The following is a 22,233-nucleotide window of genomic DNA, read 5'->3' on the forward strand; positions in this document are numbered from 1 at the left end:
CCCGATACCCTGGCCGCATGACCTCTCAGCCCTGGACGGCGCCCGTCGCGCCCGGCGCGGTCGACGCGACGGTCCGGCTGCCCGGCTCCAAGTCGATGACGAACCGGGCCCTGATCCTGGCCGCGCTCGCGGACGGGCCGTCCACCCTGGCCGCCCCGCTGCGGAGCCGCGACACCGAGCTGATGGCGGGCGCCCTGCGCGCGCTCGGCGCCGGCGTCGCCGAGGACGGCGCCGGCTGGCGCGTCGTCCCGGGCGAGCTGCGCGGCCCGGCGAGCGTGGACGTCGGCCTCGCCGGGACGGTCATGCGCTTCCTGCCGCCGGTCGCCGCGCTCGCCGCCGGCGACGTCGCGATCGACGGCGACCCGTACGCGCGCCGCCGCCCGATGGGTCCGATCATCGCGGCGCTCCGCGCGCTCGGCACCGGCGTCGACGACGAGGGGCGCGGCGCGCTGCCGTTCACCGTGCGGGGGCGCGGCGCCGTCGAAGGAGGCGTCGTCACCATCGACGCGTCCGGCTCCTCGCAGCTCATCTCCGGGCTGCTGCTCGCCGCGCCCCGGTTCGCCAAGGGCGTCGAGGTCCGCCACGAGGGCCCGCCGGTGCCGTCCGCGCCGCACCTGGAGATGACGGTGCGGATGCTGCGCGAGGCGGGCGCCGCCGTGGAGACCGGGCACGACGTGTGGCGCGTCGCGCCGGGCCCCGTCGCGGGCCGCACTTGGGACATCGAGCCCGACCTGTCCAACGCCGCCCAGTTCCTGGCCGCCGCGCTCGTCACCGGCGGCCGCGTCACCGTCCCCGGCTGGCCGCCGGACACGACGCAGCCCGGCGACGCGCTGCGCGGCCTGCTCGCGCGGATGGGCGCGGACGTCGAGGCGTCCGGCGGCGCCCTCACCGTCCGCGGCACCGGCGCGTTCCGCGGCCTGGACGCCGACCTGCACGAGGTCGGCGAGCTGACGCCCGTGCTCGCCGCGCTCTGCGCGCTGGCGGACGGCCCGTCGCGGCTCACCGGCATCGCCCACCTGCGCGGCCACGAGACCGACCGGCTCGCCGCGCTCGTCACCGAGCTGAACGGCCTCGGCGGCGACGTCCGCGAGCTGCCCGACGGCCTGGAGATCCGGCCGCGGCCCCTGCACGGCGGGACGTTCCGCACCTACGACGACCACCGGATGGTGATGGCGGGCGCGGTGCTCGGCCTCGCCGTCGACGGCGTGCAGGTGGAGAACCCCGCCACGGTGGGCAAGACACTTCCCGACTTCACCACGATGTGGGCGGCCATGCTGGCGGCGCCCGCCGCACGACGGGGGTAGGACCACTGGCACGCCGCGCACGCGACTACGACGAGGACGACGTCCGGATCCGGCCGAGCCGCAAGGGCTCGCGGCCGCGGACCCGGATCCGCCCGGCGCACGAGGAGGCCGACGCCGCCCTCGTCGTCGCCGTCGACCGGGGCCGCTACCGGTGCCTGGTGGACGCCGGCGGCGCGGGCGAGCGGCAGGTCACCGCGATGCGCGCCCGCGAGCTCGGCCGCAAGGGCGTCGTCGTCGGCGACCGGGTCGCGCTCGTCGGCGACACCACCGGCACGCCCGACACCCTCGCCCGCATCGTCCGGGTCGAGCCGCGCGGCTCGGCGCTCCGGCGCACCGCCGACGACACCGATCCGTTCGAGCGGATCATCGTGGCGAACGCCGACCAGCTCGTCATCGTCACCGCGCTCGCCGACCCCGAGCCGCGCCCCCGCATGATCGACCGGCAGCTCGTCGCCGCCTACGACGCCGGCATGGAGCCGGTGCTCGTCCTCACCAAGGCCGACCTGGCCTCCCCCGACGCGCTCGTCGCCGAGTACGCCCCGCTCGGCGTGCCGTACGTGGTGACCGAGCGCGGCGCCGAGCTGGAGGCGCTGCGCGGGCTGCTCGCCGGGCACACCAGCGTCCTCGTCGGGCACTCGGGCGTCGGCAAGTCGACGCTGGTGAACGCGCTCGTCCCGGACGCCGAGCGGGCCGTCAGCCACGTCAACGCCGTCACCGGCCGGGGCCGGCACACCTCCTCGTCGGCGCTCGCGCTGGAGCTTCCGTCCGGCGGCGGCTGGATCATCGACACGCCGGGCGTGCGCAGCTTCGGGCTCGCGCACATCAAGCCCGAGAACGTCATCAACGCGTTCGAGGACCTCGCCGAGGGCGCCGCCGAGCGCTGCCCGCCCGGCTGCGACCACCTCCAGGCCGACTGCGGCCTGGACTCCTGGGTCGAGGACGGGCACGCGAGCCGGGCCCGCCTCGACTCGCTGCGCCGCCTGCTGCGCGCCCGCGAGGGCGAACCCGAATGACCCGCGTCCGCCCGGCTACAGCGCCCCGTCGAGGAGGGCGTAGGCGCGGGACTCGGCCTGGGCCAGCGCGCGGGTGTGCTCGGGCGCGAGCTCCTCGACGCTGCGCGTCATCGCGGCGGTGACCTGGCTGTAGGCGGTCTCCTCGGCGCCGCGCAGCGCGGCGCGCACCGTCGCCGAGCGGGCGCCGAGCGCGGCCCACTCCAGCTCCAGCCGGCCGACGGCCTCCTCGAACGCCTGCGAGGTCTCCGTCCCGGCCTCGCGCATCTGCGGCGGCACCGGGCCGCGGCCGCCCTGGCGGGCGCGCAGCGACAGCGCCGAGATGCGGCTGGCGAGCGTCAGGCCCTCGCGGGCGAGCGGCAGCACGTCGTGGATCAGCTCGGTGACGGCCGCCGCGAGCTCCTCGACGCGTCCGAGCAGCGTCCCGGTCGCCTCCTCCAGCGCCGCCGAGGTGCTGGCGGAGACGGTGGCGGCGATCCGCTCGTGGTGGCGGGCGAGCGCCGGGCCGACCTCGGCGTCGAGGCGGCGGCGCAGGTCGGCGCCGACCTCGCGGCCCGAGCGCCGCGCCCAGGCCGCGCAGATCCGGTCGATGCGCTCGGTGCCGGGCGCCGCGAGCTGCCCGGCGATCTCCGCCAGCGCCTCCCCGGCCCGCACCTTGAGCCGCTCGACCCGCTCGTAGAGGGCCTCCCGCTTGAAGGGGTCGTTCAGCTCGCTGAGCTGGGTCTGGAGCCGCCGCGAGACGTCGATGGCGTGCTCGGCGAGCGGGACGAGCCGGTCGGCGAGCTCGTCCAGCGTGCCCGCGCGCCGCGGGTCGGTGAGCTCGGCCACCCAGCCGGGAAGGTCGTGCGCCATTCCCCCATGCTGTCACCCCCGACCGCTCCGACCGGGCGCAACGCACCGCCGCCCGGCCGGTTTCCGCGCCGTATCCATATCGGCCCCACCCGTGATCGCGGTAGCGTGGCGCCCCGTGGCGGGCTATTCCGATGACCTGCGTCTCGCGCACGTGCTCGCGGACGGGGCCGACGACATCACGACGAAGCGCTTCCGCGCCCTGGACCTCGGTGTCGGGGAGAAGCCGGACCCGGCCCCCGTCAGCGACGCCGACCGCAGCGTCGAGGAGCAGATCCGCGGCACGCTGAAGCGGGCCCGGCCGCGCGACGCGGTGCTCGGCGAGGAGTACGGCCGCACCGGCTACGGGCAGCGCTGCTGGATCGTCGACCCGATCGACGGCACCGCGAACTTCGTGCGGGGCGTGCCGGTGTGGGCGACGCTCATCGCGCTCATGGAGCATGACGAGGTCGTCGTCGGCGTCGTGTCGGCGCCCGCGCTGAACCGGCGCTGGTGGGCGGCGCGCGAGGGCGGCGCCTGGACGGGCCGCAACATCAACCGGGCGCAGCGCATCCAGGTGTCGCAGGTCGCCGGGCTCGCCGACGCGTCGCTGTCGTACTCCAGCCTGGACGGCTGGGAGGAGCAGGGCCGCCTCGACCGGTTCCTGGACCTCACCCGGGCGGTCTGGCGGACCCGGGCGTTCGGCGACTTCTGGTCGCACATGATGGTCGCCGAGGGCGTGGTGGACGTGTCCGCCGAGCCGGTGGCGTCGCTCTGGGACCTGGCCGCCCTCCAGGTCATCGTCGAGGAGGCGGGCGGCATGTTCACCGACCTGTCCGGCGTGCCCGGCCCCGACGGCGGCAGCGTGGTGTGCAGCAACGGGCGGCTGCACGCCGAGACGCTGCGCGCGCTCGGCGGCGGCCGGCTCTCCCTGCGCATCTGAGCGCCCCCCCGCATACGGAGCGATCTCCGGCGGCCCGGCGGGTGGCCCCGCGGCAACTCGCGACATATCGTGGAACGGCGGTCGCGGTCCGGCCGTTGTCCATGTCAGGGCGGCCGTTTCGGAGGTAACCATGTCCACCCAGACCAAAGTGATCATCGGGATGGTCATCGCCGCGGTGGTGGTGCTCGTGCTCCCCATCCCCGGCTGGCTCGTCGGGCTGCTGGTGCTCGGGATCATCGCGCTCCCCGCGGCCGGCTACCTGATGCTCGACCCGTCGCAGCGCCGGCGGCTGCGGGCGCAGGGCCGCAAGCGCCTCGGCAGCGGCCGCTGAACGTCAGGTAAGGGACGTATGCCGTAGTCTCCCGCGCGTGGGCGAGACGCGGATCGGTGTGGTGGGCGCGGGCATCCTCGGGCTGGCGGTGGCGCGCGAGGTCGCGCGCGCCCGCCCCGGCGTCGAGGTGACCGTCCTCGACAAGGAGGACCGGGTCGCCGCCCACCAGACCGGCCGCAACAGCGGCGTCGCGCACGCGGGCCTGTACTACGCGCCGGGCTCGCTGAAGGCGTCGCTCTGCCGCCGCGGGATCGGGCTGCTCAAGGACTACTGCACCGAGAAGGGCCTGCCGTACGTGGAGTGCGGCAAGGTCGTCGTCGCGCGGGACCTCGCCGAGCTGGAGCCGCTGCTGGAGATCGAGCGGCGCGCCCTCGCCAACGGCGTGCCGGGGCTCCGCCGCCTGAGCCGCGCGGAGCTCCGCGAGGTCGAGCCGCACGCCGCCGGGGCGGCGGCGCTGCACTCCCCCAGCACCGCGATCGTGGACTACCCCGCCGTCGCCCGCGCGCTCGCCGACGACGTGCGGGCGGCGGGCGGCACCGTCCGGCTCGGCGTCGAGGTGACCGGCCTCCGCCGCGCCAGCGGGCGCGTCGCCGTCCGCACCCCGCACGAGGAGCTGGCGTTCGACCGGCTGATCGTCTGCGCGGGCCTGCACGCCGACCGCGTCGCGCGCCTCGCGGGCGACGCCCCGGACCCGGCGGTCGTGCCGTTCCGCGGCGAGTACTACCGGCTCGTCCCCGAGCGCGCCGGTCTCGTGCGCGGCCTCATCTACCCGGTGCCCGACCCGCGCTACCCGTTCCTCGGCGTGCACTTCACCCGCCGCGTCGACGGCGGCGTGGACGTCGGCCCGAACGCGGTGCTCGCCCTCGCCCGCGAGGGCTACCGGTGGCGCGACGCGCGCGCCGCCGACCTGCTGGAGACGCTGCGCCGGCCGGGCTTCCGGCACTTGGCGCGGCGGCACTGGCGGACGGGCGCGCGCGAGCTGTACGGGTCGGCGGTGAAGCGGGCGTTCGCCGCGCGGGCCCGCGCGTTCGTGCCGGAGCTGCGCGCGTCCGACATGGTGCCCGCGCCGGCCGGGGTGCGGGCGCAGGCCGTCGATCCGGACGGGTCGCTGGTGGACGACTTCCGGATCGGGCGGCTCGGGCCGGTCACGACCGTCCGCAACGCCCCGTCCCCGGCCGCGACGTCATCGCTGGCCATCGCCGAGCACATCGTCCGGGAGCTGTGAGGGTCAGTCCTCGGCCCACAGGGCGCGGCGCTCGGGCCGCGGGTCTTCGACGACGGGGTTCTTCTCGCCGTCGAACACCTTCACGCGGCGGGCGCCGGCGTCGAACGGCTCCCAGCCGGGCCCCTCGCCGCGCGCGAACGCGAGCCAGGCGCCGTGCATGGCGTCGGCGAGCTCCTGCGGCGGGTGGGGGCCGCCGAGCGGCCGGTTGCCGGGCAGGTCGAGGGTGTCGAACACGAACCCGATCTCCAGGGCGTGGCAGGCGCCGAGCCCCTCGACGGGCGACGCCCAGGCGAACTCGTAGAACCAGGTGCGCGGCCCGTGCGCGAGCGCGACGCGCTCGGCGGGCGTCCGGAACAGCGTCTCGGTGATGATCGCGGCGAGCCGGTCGCCGGGCGTCGCGTCGCCGGGCGCCGCGAGGTGGGCCTCGACGACGCGCTGCGGCGTGCCCATGCCGGCCGCGATGGGGCCGACCAGCTCGGGGGTGACGGCGGCGGCGAGGCCGGTCGGCACGAGGAACAGCCGGAACTCCTCGGCGGTGCAGCCGATGAGCAGGTCCACGTCGCGGCCGGCGCCGGCGGCGATCGCGTCGGCGGGGACCTCGCGCAGCAGCTCGCCGTCGAGGACGGGCGTCAGCGACATGCCGTTGCGGCAGGTGGAGACACCCCAGCGGGCGGGGTCGGGCATCGCGGTGACCTCGGCGGCGACCGCCGCCTGCACCCGCAGGACGTCGCGCGGGGCGACGGCGGCGAAGCCCTCGGCGGTCGGCTCGACGCCGAGCCGCGCGGCGGTCTCCCTGGTGACCAGCAGCGCGTCCTCGGCGGTCTGCACGACCTGGCCGGCGCCGCTCTGCGCGACGGCGCGGCGGAACAGGCCGAGGTCGAGGGACAGCAGCGTGACGACGCTCATCGCGCCGGCCGACTCGCCGAACACCGTGACCTCGCCGGGGTCGCCGCCGAACGCGGCGATGTTGTCGCGCACCCACTCCAGCGCGGCGATCTGGTCGAGCAGGCCGCGGTTGGCGGGCGCGCCCGGCAGGTGCGCGAAGCCCTCGACGCCGAGCCGGTAGTTGATCGTCACGCAGACGGCGCCGTCGCGGGCGAAGCGGGCGCCGCTGTAGACGTCGATCGCGCCCGAGCCGTTGCGGAACGCGCCGCCGTGGATCCACACCAGGACGGGCAGGCCGGAGGCGCCGGGGTCGGGCGTCCAGACGTTGAGGTTGAGGCAGTCCTCGCCCTCGATGTCGGGGTCGGGCAGCAGCACCGCGAAGGCGTGCGGGTAGGGCGGTTTCGGCGCCGTCGGGCCGTGGGCCGTGGCGTCGCGGACGCCGTCCCACGGCTCGGGCGGCTGCGGCCGCTGGAAGCGGCGGGGGCCGAACGGCGGGGCGGCGTAGGGGATGCCGAGGTAGGCCGACACGCCCTGCTCGACCCTGCCGCCGACCTCGCCGTACGCCGTCCGGACGACCCGCGCCGCCTCCATCGCGCCACCACCGTTCTAGAACGTGATTCGAGATTCGCAGCGTACGGGACGCCGGCCGCCCGGTGAAAGTCCCGGGCCCCGCCACAACCGCCCCGGCCGGCGGCGCGGCCCCGCCACAGGGGCCGCCGTCAGGGGCGGCGGAGCATCCGGGTGAGGTGGTCGCGGGCGAAGGCGCGCATCTCGTCCTCGCCGTCCAGCGCGAGACCGGCGCCGGGGACGAGCAGCAGCGAGAACGCGAGCCGCAGCAGCACCTCGGCGACCGTCGCGTAGTCGTCGCCGCCGGCGGGGTCGGCGCGGCGGAGCCGGTCGGCGAGGATGTCGCGGGCGGCGACCATGACGGCGTCGCCGTTCATGGTGAGCTGCGGCAGGAACACCTCCGGCTCGCTCTGCACGACGCGGGCGAGCAGCGGGTGGGCGCGGGCGGCGCTCAGCCCGACGACGAAGCCCTCCACGACGACGTCCGCCGGGCCCGCGAGGCCCTCGGTCGCCGCCGCGATGCGGAGCAGGAAGCGCCGCACCTCGCGCAGGATGACCGCCTGCATGAGCTGGTCCTTGCCCGCGAACCGCCGGTAGATGGTGGTGCGGGCGACGCCGGCGCGCTTCGCCACGTCCTCCACGCTGACGCGGCGCAGGCCGTGGGCGGCGAACTCGCCGAGGGCGGCGTCCAGGATGCGGGTGTCCAGGGCGTCGGCGGCGGGCGCGGCGGCCAGCAGGCCGGCGTCCAGCGTCAGGTGGCCGGTCATGTACCCGACAGTAGCCGGGGGCGGGCGGCGGCCGGTACCGGGCATAAGTACTCGATTACTTCCGTCTCGCGGTGGTGCGCACGACCGCCCCGGTGCCTCCCGGCCCGCCCTCGCCGACCTGGCGCCGCTTCGGCGACCGGATTTCTCGTGACGCTGCCACAGCGGCAGTGAGGGTCGCGTCGCCGGAGCCGGTGGTACGGAGGCGCGACGGAACGCACGGACGTTCCCGGACCACCCGATTAGAGCGGCACGGAAAGGGCAGAGTGGCCGGGAACGGCCATTGGGGCGGGCGTGGCGGTCGCTGCGTGCCGCTCGGCCGGTCGGCTAGCTTGAGCCCCCCAGGGGCCGACGAAGGTGGCCAAGGTGAACATGCAGGACATGGTCGTCTTCCGGGGCGACACCGAGCACGCCGTGGGCAAGTACCTCATGTCGTACGAGGGCCACGTCATCGCGGTCCGCCGGCATCCGGCGGTGCTGCTGAACGCGCTGCTCCTCGCCGTCGGCCTGCTGATCCTCTGCGGCCTCGTGCAGGGCTTCACCGGCTTCGCCTGGGTGTGGGTCCTCTGGGCGCTGTCGCTGGTCTACCTGCTCGGCAAGGTCTACGAGTGGTCGGACGAGTTCTTCGTCGTCACCGAGCACCGGATCATGCTGATCCACGGGATCATCACCCGCACCGTCGCGATGATGCCGCTCGCGCAGGTCACCGACATCGCGCTGAACCGGTCGGCGCGCGGGCGGCTGCTCGGGTACGGCGAGTTCATCATGGAGTCGGCGGGCCAGAAGCAGGCGCTCCGCAACGTCGACTACATCCCCTACCCCGAGCAGCTCTACCTGGAGGTCTCCTCCGTGGTCTTCGGCGTCACCGACGCCACCGACTGACGCCCGCACGGATGGCCGGACGGCCATCCGTGCGGGCGCGGGCTAGCGGCCCTGCTCGTCCTGGGCGTTCTGGTCGCCCTGGTCGTCCTGGGCGCCGCTCGCGTCGCGCGGGACGCCGAGGCGGTCCTCGGCGGCGCCGACGCCCGAGTCGATCTGCTCGCCGTACTTGCCGCCGGTGCGCTCGTCGGCGTAGTCGCCGGCCTTGTCGAACGCCTTGTCGGCCTGTTCGGGGTGGTCCTTCGCGAAGTCCTGGGCCTTGTCCGCCCAGCCGCCGAGGTCTGCCATGACGTTCCTCCCGTTCCGTCGGTCTCGTACGAACGGCGCCTACCCGAAGAAGCGGGAGTGATGCGGAACGCGCCATGACCATCGCCGCGGCGGCGGGGCGGATCCGCCCGCTAGCCGCGGATGCGCGCGTCGTAGCCCTTGCGGGCGTCGGCGTCGTAGTCCAGGAAGACCTTGTCGAGCTCGAAGCGGCGGATCGTCGCCTCGCGGACGCGGTCGGGCAGCAGCGCCCCGAACCGGACCTGGCGGCCGTACTTGGCCGGGACGGTGAGCGCCGACCGCGGCTTGCCGATCATCTGCACGACGGCGGCCGCGATCTCCTCGGGCTCGCAGTTGCGCTGCCCCTTCGGGCTGCGGGTGCCGGAGATCAGCTCGGTGTTGGTGAACGTCGGCAGGATCGCGCCGACCTTCACGCCCGACTCCAGCACCTCCAGCCGGGTCGACTCGGTGAACGCGACGACGGCGGCCTTGCTGGCGTTGTAGAGCGCGAGGCCGGGGGTCGGCAGCAGGCCCGCCACCGACGCGATGTTGATGATCTGGCCGCGGCCGCGCGGCAGCATCCGCTCCAGCGCGAGCTTGGTGCCGAGCATGACGCCGTGCACGTTGATGTCCAGGCAGCGGCGGGCGTCCTCGTCGGACTCGGCGGTGACCGGCCCGATCGGCATGATCCCGGCGTTGTTGACGAGGACGTCCACGTCGCCGGTGGCGTCGAGGAAGGCGCTGAAGGACGCGCGGTCGGTGACGTCGAGCGGCAGCGCGGTCGCGCCGATCCCGGCGGCCGCCTCCTTGACCGCGGTCTCGTCGATGTCGCCGATGACGACGGTGGCGCCCTTGGCCTGGACGGCGCGGGCGGTGGCGAGGCCGATGCCGCGCGCGGCACCGGTGATGGCGATGACCTTGCTCATCGGTTCTCCAGGAGGTCGAGGCGGACGGGCAGGCCGTCCTTCGGCGAGGGCAGGGAGGTGGTGTCGAGGGGCCAGGTGTAGCGGCCGGGGACGCTCCAGCGGCGCTTCAGCAGGAGCTGGTGCAGGATGCTCTTCACCTGCATCCCGGCGAAGTGCAGGCCGATGCACTTGTGCGCGCCGCCGCCGAAGGGGTGCCAGGCGTACCTGTGCACCTTGTCCTCGCGGCGCCCGGGCGCGAACCGCTCGGGGTCGAACCGCTCGGGGTCGGGCCACCACTCGGCCATGTGGTGGTTGGTGAGCGGCGTGACGACGACGGTCGTCCCGGCCGGGACGTGGTAGCCGAGGATCTCGGTGTCCTTGACGACGCGGCGCGGCAGCGCGGGCACCGGCGCGACCAGCCGGAGCGCCTCCTTCATCGCCATGTCGACGCCGGTCAGGGCGTCGAGGTCGGCGAACTCCAGGACGGGCTTGCCGAGCGCCAGCGACTCGTCCCGCAGCCGCTCCTGCCACTCGGGGTGCTTGGCCAGGTAGTAGGCCATGGTGGTGAGCGTGATGGTGGTGGTGTCGTGCGCCGCCATCAGCGCGAAGATCATGTGGTTGACGACGTCCTCGTCGGTGAAGCGGTGGCCGTCGTCGGTCTCGGCCGCGCAGAGCGCCGCGAACAGGTCGTCGCCGCCGTCGCGGCGCTTGGCCGGCAGGTGCCGGTAGAAGAACGCCTCCAGCTCCTTGCGCGCCTTCAGCCCCTTGTGCCAGCGGAGGCCCGGGACGGGCGCGCGCACGTAGGCGGTGCCGGCGCGGACGGCGTCGATGAACGCGCCGTTGACGCGGTCGGCCTCGGCGCGGTCCAGCTCGACGCCCATGAACACGTCGGTGGCGAGGTCGAGGGTGAGCTTCTTGACGTGGTCGTAGAAGCGGAAGTCGCGGCCGGGCTCCCAGGCGTCGAGGCCCGCCGCGATGCCCGGCGCCATCGCGTCCATGTAGGAGCGCAGCCGGTCGCGGGTGAACGCCTGCTGCATGATGCGCCGGTGGTGCAGGTGCTCCTCGAAGTCGAGCAGCATGATCCCGCGGTAGAAGAACGGGCCGATGAAGTAGCTCCAGGCCGGCCCGTTGGCGAACGCCTTGTCCCGGTTCACCAGGACGGCCTCGGTGGCCTCGGGGCCCTGGACGGTCACGGTGCGCTGGCCGAGCAGCCAGTCCCAGCTCACCGCGCCGTAGGCGTCGTAGCGTTCGCGGGCGAGCTCGAACGGGCGGCGCATGGCCGCCAGGGTGCCGCCGAGGTAGGGCAGCCCCGGCACGCCGGGGACCGGTTTCAGGCCGCTGCCGGGCGGCGGTGGGGCGAGGACGCTCGGGGCCATGGACCCTCCCCGGGGGAACAAAGGGACGATTTGTGTAGCTTCGTTCTAGCGCAGGCGACGGCAGTAAGTCCATACTTGCACGGCACCGGGGTAAAGGTTCCGCCCTCCTTCGGCCTGCGTCCGGCAGGGGGTGCGCGGCGCCGCCTACCGTCGGGGACATGCCCGTTGTGATCATGCAGCCCGCGCCCGCGCCGGTCCGGCCCGCCGCGACGGCCCCAGGCACGCTGCGGCCCGGCGACACCGGCGCCCGGGTGCGCGCCCTGCAGCTCCGCCTGCGCGCCCTGCACTACGACCCGGGGGCCGCCGACGGCCGTTTCCGGTCCGACACCCGCACCGCCGTCTGGGCGTTCCAGAAGGTCCAGCGGATGCGGCCGGACGGCGTCGTGGACGGGCCCGTCTGGAAGGCGCTCGCCCACCCGCGCACGCCGCGGGCGCTGACGCGCGCGCACGAGAGCGCCCGCGTGGACATCGACCTGAAGCGGCAGCTCCTCGTGGCCTACCGCAAGGGCCGTCCCGTGCTGATCAGCCACATCTCGACCGGCTCGCCCGGCCGCCGCACGCCCGCCGGCGACTTCCACGTCACCCGCCGCGTCAACGGCTGGCGGCACTCCCACCTCGGCTACATGTACAAGCCGCTGTACTTCCATTCCGGCTACGCCATGCACGGCTCGCTGAGCGTGCCGCGCCACCCGGCGTCCCACGGCTGCGTGCGCATCCCGATGCACACCGCCGACCTGCTCCCGCGCCTCGTCCGCAACGGCGCCCCCGTCCACGTCCGCGGCTAGAGCGCCTCGCGGAGCTCGGCGGTGAGTGGGCGGTAGGCGCCGGTGTCGTCGCGGACGTAGGCGCGGCCGTCGCCGGGGCGCGGCACGCCCTCGGCGCGGAGCGGCGCGACGTCCAGGCGGTGCCCGCCGGTCACCGGGACCTCGTCCACGACCCGCACCAGGGACGGGCGGAGGCCCGGCTCGACGCGGAGCAGCGCCTCCGACAGGTCCACCGGCTTCACCTCGCCGCCCTCGCGCAGGCTGATCGCGGCGGCGGCGAGCTCGGCGGCGCCCGCCGGGACGCCGTACACCGCGACGGCGTCCACGTACGGCAGGTCGCCGAGCGCGTCGCGGATCGGGCCGGGCGGGACGATGCCCTCCTCGGTGCGGATGAGCTCGGCGTCCCGGCCGACCAGCCAGAAGTCGCCGTCCTCGTCGCGGCGGAACAGGTCGCCGGTGACGGCCCAGGCGTCCTCGGCGGCGAACACCCCGCGCACCGGGCGGGCCGCCGACGCGATCATCGCGGGGCGGATGCGGGCGAGCAGCATGCCGATCTCGCCGGGGGCGCACTCCTCGGCGAGGCCGTCCGGACCGGTCGCGAGCGCGGCGCGCTCCAGGTCGTAGCGGGCGAGCCGCACCTCGGCGCTGCCGGGCAGCGGGCGGCCGAGCGACCCGGGCTTCCGGCCGCTCAGGTTCACCAGGATCGCCTCGCCCGCGGTGGAGGCGTAGAACTCCAGCACCCGGGCGGGCGCGAACCGGTCCTCGACGCGGCGCCACAGGCCGCGCGGCATGCCCGCGCCGATGAACAGCCGCACCGCGTGGTGCCGCTCCCCCGGCTGCTCGGGCGCGTTCACCAGCGAGCGGAGCTGCGACCAGGTGTAGGACACGACGGTGACGCCGTAGCGGCGCGCCTCGTGCCAGAACGTCTCGGGGTCGTAGGACGTGGCGAGCGCGAGCCGCGCCCCGGACGCGATCGCGCCGCCGAACGTCATCAGGATCGCCGACGGGTGCTGGAGCGGGCTCACGCTGTAGACGGTGTCGGCGGGCGACAGCGACGCCGACGAGGCGGTGCCGAGCGCCGACAGCGCCCAGCGCCGGTTGGTGACGCGGCTCGCGCGCAGCCGCGCGCCGTCCCCGGTGAACAGCACGAACGCGACGTCGCCCGCGCGCCCGGGGTTCGGCCGGTACCAGCCGGGCAGCTCGACCTCGTCGGGGTCGATCCGCTCCATGTCCACGAGCCCGAGTTCCGACAGCTTCCGGTCGGCGCCGCCCCCGCCCAGCAGATAAGCCTCGACGCCGTCGGCCGACGCGGCGCACTCGGCGTTCTCCGGGTCGGCGACGACCTTGCGGACCTTGGTGAGGGCGAGCTCCCCCGCCAGGTCGCCGTCCGGGCGGAGCAGCACCGCGACGGCGCCGAGGCGGCTGATCGCCGCGACGAGCGCGAGCGCCGACGGCCGGGTGTTCATCAGCACCCCGACCTCGTCGCCCTGCCGGACGCCGATGCGCACGAGCCCCTTGACGATCGCGTCGATGCGCCGCTCGCCCTGCGTGTAGGTGTGCGCGCGGCCCTGCCAGAGGAAGAACACCTCGGCGGGCCGCTGCCGGGCCTGCTCCTCCAGCAGCAGCCCGAGCGACATGCGGGTGTTGGAGTGGATGCGCTCCAGCCGCGCGAGCCGCGGCAGGTTCTGCGTCGCCTCGCGGGCGATGGCCTGGGTGCCGCGCAGCACCGACGCCGCCGTCCCGGCCGCCGAGCGCGCCGCGCTCGACCCGATGCCGAGGGCGAGCTGCAGCCCGTAGCCGGGCAGCCCGCCCGGCAGGGCCGCGGGCGCGGTCTCCAGGTCGCCGGCCACCCGGCCGACGATCTCGGGGAGCTGCCCGTCGCCGTCGCGCCAGCGCGCCCACCCCGCCACCGCGGGCCAGGTCTGCGCCATCGCCAGCGACCCGACGACGAGGCCGAAGTGCCCGGCGCGGAGCGCGGCCTCGTACACCTGCGCGCCCGGTGCGGCCCGCCGGATGCCGCGCACCATGACCGGCGAGGCGATCTCGTCGACCTCGCCGACGAACGTCAGCACCGGGCAGGTGATGTCGGCGAGGGTGACGAGGCGGTCGCCGATGACGAACCCGCCGGTCAGCATCCGGTTGTGCTGGATGAACTGGCGGATGAACTCGGCGAGCGCGGGGCCCGGCCACGACACCCAGCCCTCGCGCTCCAGGAACCGGCGCTGCCGCTCGCGCGGCGCGAGCCGCTCGCGGTCGTGCAGCGCGAGCACGAACTCGACGCGGCTGCGCACCGACTTCACCGGGCTGAGGAGCTGGAACCCGGTGCGCGTCACCCAGCCGGGGACGGCGAAGCCGCCGAGCAGCGCGTCCGGGATGCGCTCGGCGACGTCCCCGGCGAGCCAGGACGGCAGCCCGAACGGCAGGCCGACGCTCGTGTCGGCGGGGCTGCCGAACGTCACCAGCGACGCGACGCCCGCGCTGCGCCGGTAGGCGGCGGCCTGGTAGACGAACATGCCGCCCTGCGAGTAGCCGGCGAGGTGCACGTCCCGGCCGGTCGCCGCGCGCACCCGGTCCACCGCGTCGCTGACGGCGAGGACGTGGTCGCTGACGGTCCGCGCCAGGCCGCCGGGCTCGCGCTCGGGCGCGCCGAAGTCGACCACCCACGGGTCGACGCCGCGCCGGTGCAGCTCGGCGACGGCGCTCACCCGCGAGGAGATGTCGTACACCTCCGCGCTGATCATCAGCGGCGGGACCAGGACCATCGGCGGGCGGTCGCCCGGCGCAGCGTCCGGGAAGTAGTGCCGCAGCCGGTACACCCGCTGCTCGGTCACCACCTCGTGGGGCGTGGCGTCGTCGCCGGTGTCCAGGCCGCCGAAGCGCGCCACCTCCAGCGCGTTCTGGGCGGTGGAGCCCAGGCGGGAGCCGAGGCGCCACAGGGCTTTCGTTACGGGGGGCATCGTCGACCTCTCAGCGCGTCAACGACATCGTGTCCAAGAACGTCCGGATTATCAATCAGGACACTGACAAAGTGCGGCGTTCCCGGTCAGAGAGGGTGGGACGCCCGCCCGCGCCGAGGGGGGTGGTGCGCGGGCGGGCGTCCTCCGGGGGTGGCTACTCCACCGGGCGGGCGCCGGCCATCCGGCCCGCCTGGTACTGCTCCCACATGTAGCGGCGGCGCGGCTTGCCGCTGGAGGTGCGCTGGATGAGGCCGTGCCCGACGACGAGCGTCACCTCGACGTCCTCGCCGACGCGGCGGCGCAGCACCTCGCGGACCTCCTCGGCCCACGGGGCGTCGTTGGTCTCGGCGAACAGCGCGAGGCCCTTCTGCCCGGCGCCGGGCACCGCGACGACGGTGAGGCGGCCCTTGCCGAGGCGGGTGACCTCGGCGAGCTTGGCCTCCAGGTCCTCGACGTAGACCGAGCGGCCGCGGACCTTGATGCTGTCGCCCATCCGGCCGAGGACGAACAGCTGGCCCTCGTGGAAGAACCCGGCGTCGCCGGTGTAGACGGCCCAGCCCTCGCCGGCCGGGTCGGTCCCGAAGCGGGTGGACTTGCCCTCGGCGCCGGCGTAGTAGCCCTGGCAGGCCGACGCGCCGCCGACGACGATCTCGCCGAGGCGGCCGGGCTCCAGGACGGTGCCGTCGTCGTCGACGATCCAGACCGGGACGTCCTCCTCCGGGGTGCCGCACCCGACGATCCAGCCGGACTTGGCGCCGAGGGACTCCGGGCCGAGCGAGTGCTGCTCCAGGATGCGGACGGGCTCGCCGAACGCCAGCGACTCGCCGTCGGGGCGGATCGCGACGGGCGGCCGCTGCGCGTGGTCCATGGTGACGAGCAGGGTCGTCTCGGCCATGCCGTAGCCGGGCTTGAACGTCTTGCGGTCGAACCCGAACGGCTCCAGGAGCTGCGCGAAGGTCTCCAGCGAGTGCGGGTCGATCGGCTCGGCGCCCGCCAGCGCCATCTTCCAGCCGGACAGGTCGATGCCCTCCAGCTGCTCGGGCTTCACCTTGCGGGCGGTGTAGGCGAACGCGAACGGCGGCGCGGCGGTGTGCCGGGCCTCGGCGAAGCAGCGGATCCAGCTCGCGGGGTCGCGGATGAAGTGGTCGGGGCGCATCAGCCGCAGCTCGCCCTGGCGGGCGATGGGGGTGATGAACGCGCCGATCAGGCCCATGTCGTGGTAGAGCGGCAGCCAGGACGCGACGACGTCGCCGTCCTCGTAGCCGGCCATGCGGGCGATGAGCTCGCAGTTGGCCTCCAGGTTCTCCCAGGTGACCATGACGCCGCGGGGGGCGCCGGAGGACCCGGAGGTGAACTGGAGCAGCGCGAGCTCGCCGGCCGGCCGCACGTCGGCCTCGGCGTCGGCGAGGCGCGGCTCGCGCGGCCCGCCCGCCAGCCCGGCGTCGGTCATGGCCCGCTGCACCAGGTCGGTGAGCCCGGCGGAGGCGATCGTCAGGACCGGCTTGGCCTGCCGCAGGATCGCCGCGACGTGCGCGACGTAGTCGTCGCCGTTCTGGAACAGCGGCGGGGTGATGAGGCAGACGGTGCCGCCCGCCGCCCAGACGCCGAAGTAGGTCTCGATGCAGGTGAAGTCGGTGGGCAGCACGACGCACACGACGTCGCCGGGACGCACGCCGTCCTCGATCAGCGTGGCGGCCGACCGCCGGGCGGCGGAGGCGAGCGCTCCGTAGTCGCGGAACTCCCAGGACCCGTCGTCGGCGGCCAAGCGGACGCCGCGTCCGGTGTTCGGCTTGTCCAGCCAGTCCCGAAGCGCAGTTGCCATCGTGTTCCCTTCACACCGTGCTCACCGTCACACACGTGACTAGTGGGTAACTTCACCAGTGGCCCGGCATTCCCGTCAACCAGGACATGAAGCTACAAGCACGGGGGAACAGCTCAAGCCGCCCGCTGCCGCCGGACGCCGAGGGCGGCGAGGCGCCAGCCGAGCAGCGCGAGGCCGAGGAACAGGCAGGCGACGATCACGAAGGCGACCGCGACGCCCTGCCCGGAGACGGCCCGCAGTGCCATCCCGCCGGCGACGGTGGCGGCCCACACCCCCGCCCCCACGGGCCAGACCGCCAGCGGCCGCCGCCAGGCCCGGGTGACCCCCCACCCGGCGGCGAGCCCGGCGAGGAAGGGCCAGGCGGTCCCGAGGAACCCGGTGACGCTGCCCGCCTCGTCGTGGCTGGCCCGCCCGATCCCGACGAACACCAGCACGCACAGCACGTCCGCAACAGCCGCGACCCGGTTCCCCATGCCCCCAGGATAGGGAGCCCCCCGCACGCCCCCACCCCGCCCCGACCACAGCGGGTGAACCAAAGCCGGCAAGCAAAGCTCCGCGCGGCCCCCAGCCCCGCACGGGTGAGCCTCAGCCGATGAAGTCAAGGTCCGCACAGACCCAGGCCACCGCAGGGGGTCCGGGGGATTCCCCCGGTCCGGGGGTCTGGGGGTCGCCCCCCAGGGGAAAAGCAAAGACGCCTGGAAGAAGCGCAAGCTTCGACCAGGCGTATTGGTAGCGGGGGCAGGATTTGAACCTGCGACCTCTGGGTTATGAGCCCAGCGAGCTACCGAACTGCTCCACCCCGCGGCGATGTCTCAACTGTATGAGGTGGCGGGGCGCTACGCAAACTCATTAGGTTGGCGCGCTGATGAGGAGACGTGGGCGGTGGGTGCGGGCGGGTGCGGTGCTGGTGGCGGCCGGGGTGGTGTGCGGGTGCGGGGGGAGGGCGCCGGCGGCCGGCGGGGTGGTGATCGAGCCGGGCGAGTTGCTGTTCCGTAACGCGCGGGCAGGTGCGGGGAACGGCATGGTGGCGTCGAGCGCGGTCGGGGCGCCGGACGGGCCGCGGCGGGTGGGCTCCCTGAACTGCGTGCGGGTGTACGCGGCCGCTGGGACGGGTGTGTGCCTGACGATGCGGCGCGGGGGGACGCCGGTGACGGACCTGGTGGTGTTCGACCGCTCGCTGCGCGAGAAGCAGCGGGTGCCGATCACGGGGTTGCCGAGCCGGGCGCGGGTGTCGCCGAGCGGGCGGATGGTGTCGTGGACGGTGTTCGTCACCGGTGACGCGTACACGGGCCGGGGCATGTCGACGCGCACGGGCGTGCTGGACACGAGGACGGGCGCGACGCTGTCGTCGCTGGAGTCGTTCAAGCTGATCCGCGACGGGGCGCCGGACCGGTCGGCGGATCTCAACTACTGGGGCGTGACGTTCGCGGCCGACGACGACCGGTTCTACGCGACGGCGAAGACGCGCGGCGTCGCGTACCTGGTGGTGGGGCGGATGTCGGGGCGGTCGATGCGGGCGCTCCGCGCGAACGCCGAGTGCCCGTCGCTGTCGCCGGACGGGACGCGGCTCGCGTTCAAGAAGGCGACGGGGGTGCGGTCGCGGCCGTGGCGGCTGCACGTCCTCGATCTGGGGACGATGCGGGAGACGGCGCTCGCCGAGCGGGCGAGCGTCGACGACCAGGCGGCGTGGCTGGACGATCGGACGGTCATGTACGGGCGGGCGGACGGGACCTCGACCGACGTGTGGGCGGTCCCGGCGGACGGGTCGGGCGCTCCGCGCAAGCTGATCGCGGACGCCTTCTCCCCCGCCGTGGTGCGCTGACGCCGCGGGCCGCGCCCGCCGCGCGCGTCAGGCCGGCCAGGGCGTGGGCGCGCGCAGGGCGGCGGCGAGCATGGCGGTGAGCTCGGCGGTGTAGGCGTCGTGCGGCAGCAGCGGCGCGCTCTGGGCGGTGCGGTCGGCGAGCGCGGCGGTGAGGAACGCGATGAGCGCCGCCATCCGCTCCAGCGCGACCGGTTCGGGCAGCCGGGCGGTGAGGTGCTTCTCCAGCAGGTCGAGCTGGCGGGCGAGCGCCGTCCCGGCGACCGGTTCGGGGAGGGCGTGGCGGCGCACGCCGGCGAGGCCCGCCACCTGCGCGACGATCCGCAGGAAGTCGCGGCCCTCCTCGCTGCGCGCCTCGTCGGCGAGGGGCCGCACGATCGCGGCGACGAGGGCGTCGAGGTCGGTGCCGTCCAGATCGGCGAGGTCGCGGGCGCGGGCCGGTTCCATGCGGGCGACGCCGGCGCGCAGGATGGCGGCGAGCAGCCCCTGCCGCGACCCGAAGTGGTAGGTGACGGCCGAGTCGTTGGCCTGCCCGGCGAGCGCGACGATGTCGCGGGTGCGGGCGGCGTCGATGCCCTGCTCGGCGAACAGCCGCGCGCCGGCCCGCAGCAGGCTGGCGCGGGTGGCCCTTGCGTCTCTCGGCACGCCGGTGATACTAACAGGGCACGTTATTAACGGAGGTCGTCACTATGTACGATCCGTTCGATCCGGCGTTCCAGGCCGACCCCTACCCCGTCTACCGGCGCCTCCGCGACGAGGACCCCGTCCACCGCCACGACGGCGCCCCCGCCTACTGGGCGCTGTCGCGCTTCGCCGACATCTGGGACGCGGTCCGCGACACCGCGACGTTCTCGTCCGCGCAGGGCCTCACCTTCTACCCGGACGAGATCGGCGAGCTCGGCCTCGCCCCGACGATCGTCATGCTCGACCCGCCCCGCCACACCCGGCTGCGCCGCCTGATCAGCTCGGGGTTCACGCCGCGCCGGGTCGCCGCGCTGGAGGACCGGCTGCGCGCGTTCGTCCGCGACCGGATCGCCGCGATGGAGCGCACCGCCGCCGACGGCGGCACCCCCGACCTGCACCTGGACTTCTCCTCGCCGCTGCCGACGTTCGTCGTCGCGCACCTGCTCGGCGTCCCCGAGGCCGACCGGCACCGGTTCGGGCCGTGGGTGTCGGCGCTCACCACCTTCCAGGACGACGGCTTCGACGCCCGCGCGCTCACCTCGGGCCCCGGCGTCGCGGCGATCGCCGAGATGTTCGGCTACTTCAGCGAGCTGATCCCGGCCCGCCGCGCCGACCCCGGCGACGACCTGATCAGCGCGCTGACGGCCGCCGAGGCGGACGGCGAGCGGCTCACCGACTGGGACGTCCTCGGCTTCGTCTTCGTCATGATCGCCGGCGGCAACGACACCACCGGCAACCTGATCTCGCACGGCGTCGCGCTGCTGGACGGCGACCACGCCCAGCGCGAGCGGCTCGCCGCCGACCCGTCCCTCATCCCGAACGCGCTGCTGGAGTTCCTGCGCCTGGAGGGCTCGGTGCAGTCCCTCGGCCGCACCACCACGCGTCCCGTCGTGCTGCACGGCGTGGAGATCCCGGCGGGCGAGAAGGTGATGATGCTCTACGGCTCGGCCAACCGCGACGAGCGCGAGTTCGGCCCGGAAGCCGACCGCCTCGACGTCACCCGCGACATCCCCCGCCACCTGGGCTTCGCGACGGGCCCGCACTTCTGCATCGGCTCCCACCTCGCCAAGCTCCAGGCCCGCGTCGCCTTCGAGGAGCTCCTCCGCGCCCACCCCCGCGTCGGCGTCGACCTCGACCGCGCCGAACGCATCGCCTCCCCCTTCACCCGAGGCTGGAGGACCCTCCCCGCGACGGGGATGGGGACGGGCCGCCGCCGCTGAGACCGTTCAGCGGGGGCGGCCCGTGTTCAGGCGGGGGGTTCGGGCGGGCGTCAGCCCATGTGCGGGTAGCCGTACTCGGTCGGCGGGACGAACGTCTCCTTGATGGAGCGCGGCGACGTCCAGCGCAGCAGGTTCAGCGCCGAGCCGGCCTTGTCGTTGGTGCCGGACGCCCGGCCGCCGCCGAACGGCTGCTGCCCGACGACGGCGCCGGTCGGCTTGTCGTTGATGTAGAAGTTGCCCGCGGCGAACCGCAGCCGCTCGGCGGTGCGGGCGATCGCGGCCTGGTCGGTCGCGATGACCGCGCCGGTGAGGGCGTAGTCCGACACCGCCTCCATCTGGTCGAGCATCTCGTCGTAGCGCGCGTCGTCGTAGACCAGGACGCCGAGGATCGGGCCGAAGTACTCGGTCCGGAAGATCTCGTTCTCGGGGTCGGTGGAGACGAGGACGGTCGGCCGGACGAAGTAGCCGGTCGAGTCGTCGTAGGTGCCGCCCGCGACGACCTCGATCGTCGGGTCGGCCTTCGCGCGGTCGAGGGCGGCCTTGTTCTTGGCGAAGGACCGCTCGTCGATGACGGCGCCCATGAAGTTCGACAGGTCGGTGACGTCGCCCATGGTGAGACCGTCGACCTCGGCGGCGAGCGCGTCCTTCAGCCCGCCCTCCCACAGCGAGCGCGGGACGTAGGCGCGGGACGCCGCCGAGCACTTCTGCCCTTGGTACTCGAAGGCGCCGCGGACGAGGGCGGTCTTCAGGGCGGCCGGGTCGGCGGACGGGTGCGCGACGACGAAGTCCTTGCCGCCGGTCTCGCCGACGAGCCGCGGGTAGGTGCGGTACCGGCCGATGTTCTCCCCGACGGTCTTCCACAGGTGCTGGAAGGTCGGGGTGGAGCCGGTGAAGTGGATGCCGGCGAGGTCGGGGTGGGTGAGCGCCACGTCCGACACCGCGATGCCGTCGCCGGTGACCAGGTTGATCACGCCGGCGGGCAGCCCCGCCTCCTCCAGCAGCCGCATGAACAGCACGGCCGACAGCGTCTGCGTCGGGGACGGCTTCCACACGACGACGTTGCCCATGAGGGCGGGCGCGGTCGGCAGGTTCCCGGCGATGGCGGTGAAGTTGAACGGGGTGATCGCGTAGACGAACCCCTCCAGCGGCCGGTGGTCGGTGCGGTTCCACACGCCCGGCGAGCTGACCGGCTGCTCGGCGATGACCTGCCGGGCGAAGTGCACGTTGAAGCGCAGGAAGTCGGCGAGCTCGCAGGAGCTGTCGATCTCGGCCTGCTGGGCGGTCTTGGACTGGCCGAGCATGGTGGCGGCGAGGATCCGCTCGCGCCACGGGCCGGCCAGCAGGTCGGCGGCGCGCAGGAAGACCGCGGCGCGGTCGTCGAAGGACAGCGCGCGCCAGCCGGGGGCGGCGGCGAGCGCGGCCTCGACGGCGTCGCGGGCGTCGTCCTCGGTGGCGGTGCCGAAGGTGCCGAGCACCTTGGCGTGCGCGTGCGGCTGCACGACGTCGACCTTGGCGCCGGCGCCGAGGCGGCGGCGGCCGCCGATCGTCATGGGCAGGTCGAGCGGCGCGGCGTCCTGGAGGGCGGCGAGCGCGTCCTCCAGGCGGGCCCGCTCGGGGCTGCCGGGCGCGTAGCCGCGGACCGGCTCGTTGACCGGTGCGGGCACGGTGGTCACAGCGTCCATCAAG

General features: G+C 74.7%; 20 protein-coding genes and 1 tRNA gene. 9 read left to right on the forward strand and 12 right to left on the reverse strand.

Annotation, left to right across the window (positions count from 1 at the left end; genetic code table 11):
• The first annotated feature begins 17 nt into the window (after positions 1-17).
• Together aroA and rsgA are read left to right on the forward strand one after the other, a co-directional pair.
• Positions 18-1,304, forward strand: a complete 1,287-nt coding sequence (aroA, locus tag K1Y72_RS28165; protein WP_220169513.1) for a 3-phosphoshikimate 1-carboxyvinyltransferase — start codon at positions 18-20, stop codon at positions 1,302-1,304.
• 5 nt (positions 1,305-1,309) lie between these two features.
• A complete protein-coding gene (rsgA, locus tag K1Y72_RS28170) occupies positions 1,310-2,317 on the forward strand; it encodes a ribosome small subunit-dependent GTPase A (protein ID WP_220169580.1) in 1,008 nt (335 codons plus the stop codon).
• A gap of 15 nt (positions 2,318-2,332) precedes the next feature.
• On the opposite strand, the gene K1Y72_RS28175 is transcribed toward rsgA, so the two are convergent.
• A complete protein-coding gene (locus tag K1Y72_RS28175) occupies positions 2,333-3,166 on the reverse strand; it encodes a hypothetical protein (protein ID WP_220169514.1) in 834 nt (277 codons plus the stop codon).
• A 115-nt stretch (positions 3,167-3,281) separates the two neighbouring features.
• On the opposite strand from K1Y72_RS28175, the gene hisN reads away from it, so the two are divergent.
• From hisN to lhgD, 3 genes are all read left to right on the forward strand, one after another.
• A complete protein-coding gene (gene hisN / locus K1Y72_RS28180; RefSeq protein WP_220169515.1) occupies positions 3,282-4,085 on the forward strand; it encodes a histidinol-phosphatase in 804 nt (267 codons plus the stop codon).
• Between the two features lie 130 nt (positions 4,086-4,215).
• Positions 4,216-4,416: a tail-anchor membrane protein gene (locus K1Y72_RS28185; RefSeq protein ID WP_220169516.1), complete on the forward strand. Its 201-nt coding sequence runs from the start codon at positions 4,216-4,218 to the stop codon at positions 4,414-4,416.
• Between the two features lie 37 nt (positions 4,417-4,453).
• A complete protein-coding gene (gene lhgD, locus K1Y72_RS28190) occupies positions 4,454-5,641 on the forward strand; it encodes an L-2-hydroxyglutarate dehydrogenase (protein WP_308287261.1) in 1,188 nt (395 codons plus the stop codon).
• Between the two features lie 3 nt (positions 5,642-5,644).
• Here lhgD and K1Y72_RS28195 read toward each other — a convergent pair whose 3' ends face one another.
• A complete protein-coding gene (locus K1Y72_RS28195) occupies positions 5,645-7,117 on the reverse strand; it encodes a carboxylesterase/lipase family protein (protein ID WP_220169517.1) in 1,473 nt (490 codons plus the stop codon).
• A gap of 128 nt (positions 7,118-7,245) precedes the next feature.
• Positions 7,246-7,860: a TetR/AcrR family transcriptional regulator gene (locus K1Y72_RS28200; protein WP_220169518.1), complete on the reverse strand. Its 615-nt coding sequence runs from the start codon at positions 7,858-7,860 to the stop codon at positions 7,246-7,248.
• A 369-nt stretch (positions 7,861-8,229) separates the two neighbouring features.
• On the opposite strand from K1Y72_RS28200, the gene K1Y72_RS28205 reads away from it, so the two are divergent.
• Positions 8,230-8,739, forward strand: coding sequence for a PH domain-containing protein (locus K1Y72_RS28205; protein WP_258574046.1), 510 nt, complete (start codon positions 8,230-8,232; stop codon positions 8,737-8,739).
• A 42-nt stretch (positions 8,740-8,781) separates the two neighbouring features.
• On the opposite strand, the gene K1Y72_RS28210 is transcribed toward K1Y72_RS28205, so the two are convergent.
• The 3 genes from K1Y72_RS28210 to K1Y72_RS28220 form a co-directional block, all read right to left on the reverse strand.
• The gene (locus K1Y72_RS28210) at positions 8,782-9,024 is read right to left on the reverse strand and encodes an antitoxin (protein ID WP_220169519.1); all 243 of its coding nucleotides are present in this window, start codon (positions 9,022-9,024) and stop codon (positions 8,782-8,784) included.
• A gap of 110 nt (positions 9,025-9,134) precedes the next feature.
• The gene (locus K1Y72_RS28215) at positions 9,135-9,926 is read right to left on the reverse strand and encodes an SDR family oxidoreductase (protein WP_220169520.1); all 792 of its coding nucleotides are present in this window, start codon (positions 9,924-9,926) and stop codon (positions 9,135-9,137) included.
• The gene (locus K1Y72_RS28220; protein WP_220169521.1) at positions 9,923-11,281 is read right to left on the reverse strand and encodes a cytochrome P450; all 1,359 of its coding nucleotides are present in this window, start codon (positions 11,279-11,281) and stop codon (positions 9,923-9,925) included. Before K1Y72_RS28220 ends, K1Y72_RS28215 begins: the two co-directional genes overlap by 4 nt.
• Positions 11,282-11,439: 158 nt before the next feature.
• Here K1Y72_RS28220 and K1Y72_RS28225 point away from each other — a divergent pair, with 158 nt between their 5' ends.
• Positions 11,440-12,066 carry a L,D-transpeptidase family protein gene (locus K1Y72_RS28225; RefSeq protein ID WP_258574014.1) on the forward strand — a complete coding sequence of 209 codons (627 nt, stop codon included), beginning with the start codon at positions 11,440-11,442 and terminating at the stop codon, positions 12,064-12,066.
• Here K1Y72_RS28225 and K1Y72_RS28230 read toward each other — a convergent pair.
• The 4 genes from K1Y72_RS28230 to K1Y72_RS28245 all read right to left on the reverse strand — a co-directional run bounded on the left by K1Y72_RS28230 (position 12,063) and on the right by K1Y72_RS28245 (position 17,628).
• Entirely contained in the window at positions 12,063-15,002 is a 2,940-nt protein-coding gene (locus tag K1Y72_RS28230) for an AMP-binding protein (protein ID WP_220169522.1), read from the reverse strand. The two genes, K1Y72_RS28225 and K1Y72_RS28230, sit on opposite strands and share 4 nt — an antisense overlap.
• Before the next feature lie 154 nt (positions 15,003-15,156).
• A complete protein-coding gene (locus K1Y72_RS28235) occupies positions 15,157-16,824 on the reverse strand; it encodes an AMP-binding protein (protein WP_220169523.1) in 1,668 nt (555 codons plus the stop codon).
• Between the two features lie 113 nt (positions 16,825-16,937).
• Positions 16,938-17,297 carry a DUF3054 domain-containing protein gene (locus K1Y72_RS28240; RefSeq protein WP_220169524.1) on the reverse strand — a complete coding sequence of 120 codons (360 nt, stop codon included), beginning with the start codon at positions 17,295-17,297 and terminating at the stop codon, positions 16,938-16,940.
• 254 nt (positions 17,298-17,551) lie between these two features.
• Positions 17,552-17,628, reverse strand: a tRNA-Met gene (locus tag K1Y72_RS28245).
• A 61-nt stretch (positions 17,629-17,689) separates the two neighbouring features.
• Between K1Y72_RS28245 and K1Y72_RS28250 the strand changes: the two genes are divergently transcribed.
• On the forward strand, positions 17,690-18,646 hold the full coding sequence (locus K1Y72_RS28250; RefSeq protein ID WP_220169525.1) for a TolB-like translocation protein: 957 nt from the start codon (positions 17,690-17,692) through the stop codon (positions 18,644-18,646).
• 27 nt (positions 18,647-18,673) lie between these two features.
• Here K1Y72_RS28250 and K1Y72_RS28255 read toward each other — a convergent pair whose 3' ends face one another.
• Positions 18,674-19,288, reverse strand: coding sequence for a TetR/AcrR family transcriptional regulator (locus tag K1Y72_RS28255; protein WP_220169526.1), 615 nt, complete (start codon positions 19,286-19,288; stop codon positions 18,674-18,676).
• Between the two features lie 44 nt (positions 19,289-19,332).
• Here K1Y72_RS28255 and K1Y72_RS28260 point away from each other — a divergent pair, with 44 nt between their 5' ends.
• Entirely contained in the window at positions 19,333-20,547 is a 1,215-nt protein-coding gene (locus tag K1Y72_RS28260) for a cytochrome P450 (RefSeq protein WP_220169527.1), read from the forward strand.
• Between the two features lie 50 nt (positions 20,548-20,597).
• On the opposite strand, the gene pruA is transcribed toward K1Y72_RS28260, so the two are convergent.
• The gene (pruA, locus tag K1Y72_RS28265) at positions 20,598-22,229 is read right to left on the reverse strand and encodes an L-glutamate gamma-semialdehyde dehydrogenase (protein ID WP_220169528.1); all 1,632 of its coding nucleotides are present in this window, start codon (positions 22,227-22,229) and stop codon (positions 20,598-20,600) included.
• Between the last annotated feature and the right edge of the window lie 4 nt (positions 22,230-22,233).

The sequence above is a fragment of the Actinomadura parmotrematis genome (genome assembly GCF_019458805.1).
GTDB lineage: Bacteria > Actinomycetota > Actinomycetes > Streptosporangiales > Streptosporangiaceae > Spirillospora > Spirillospora parmotrematis.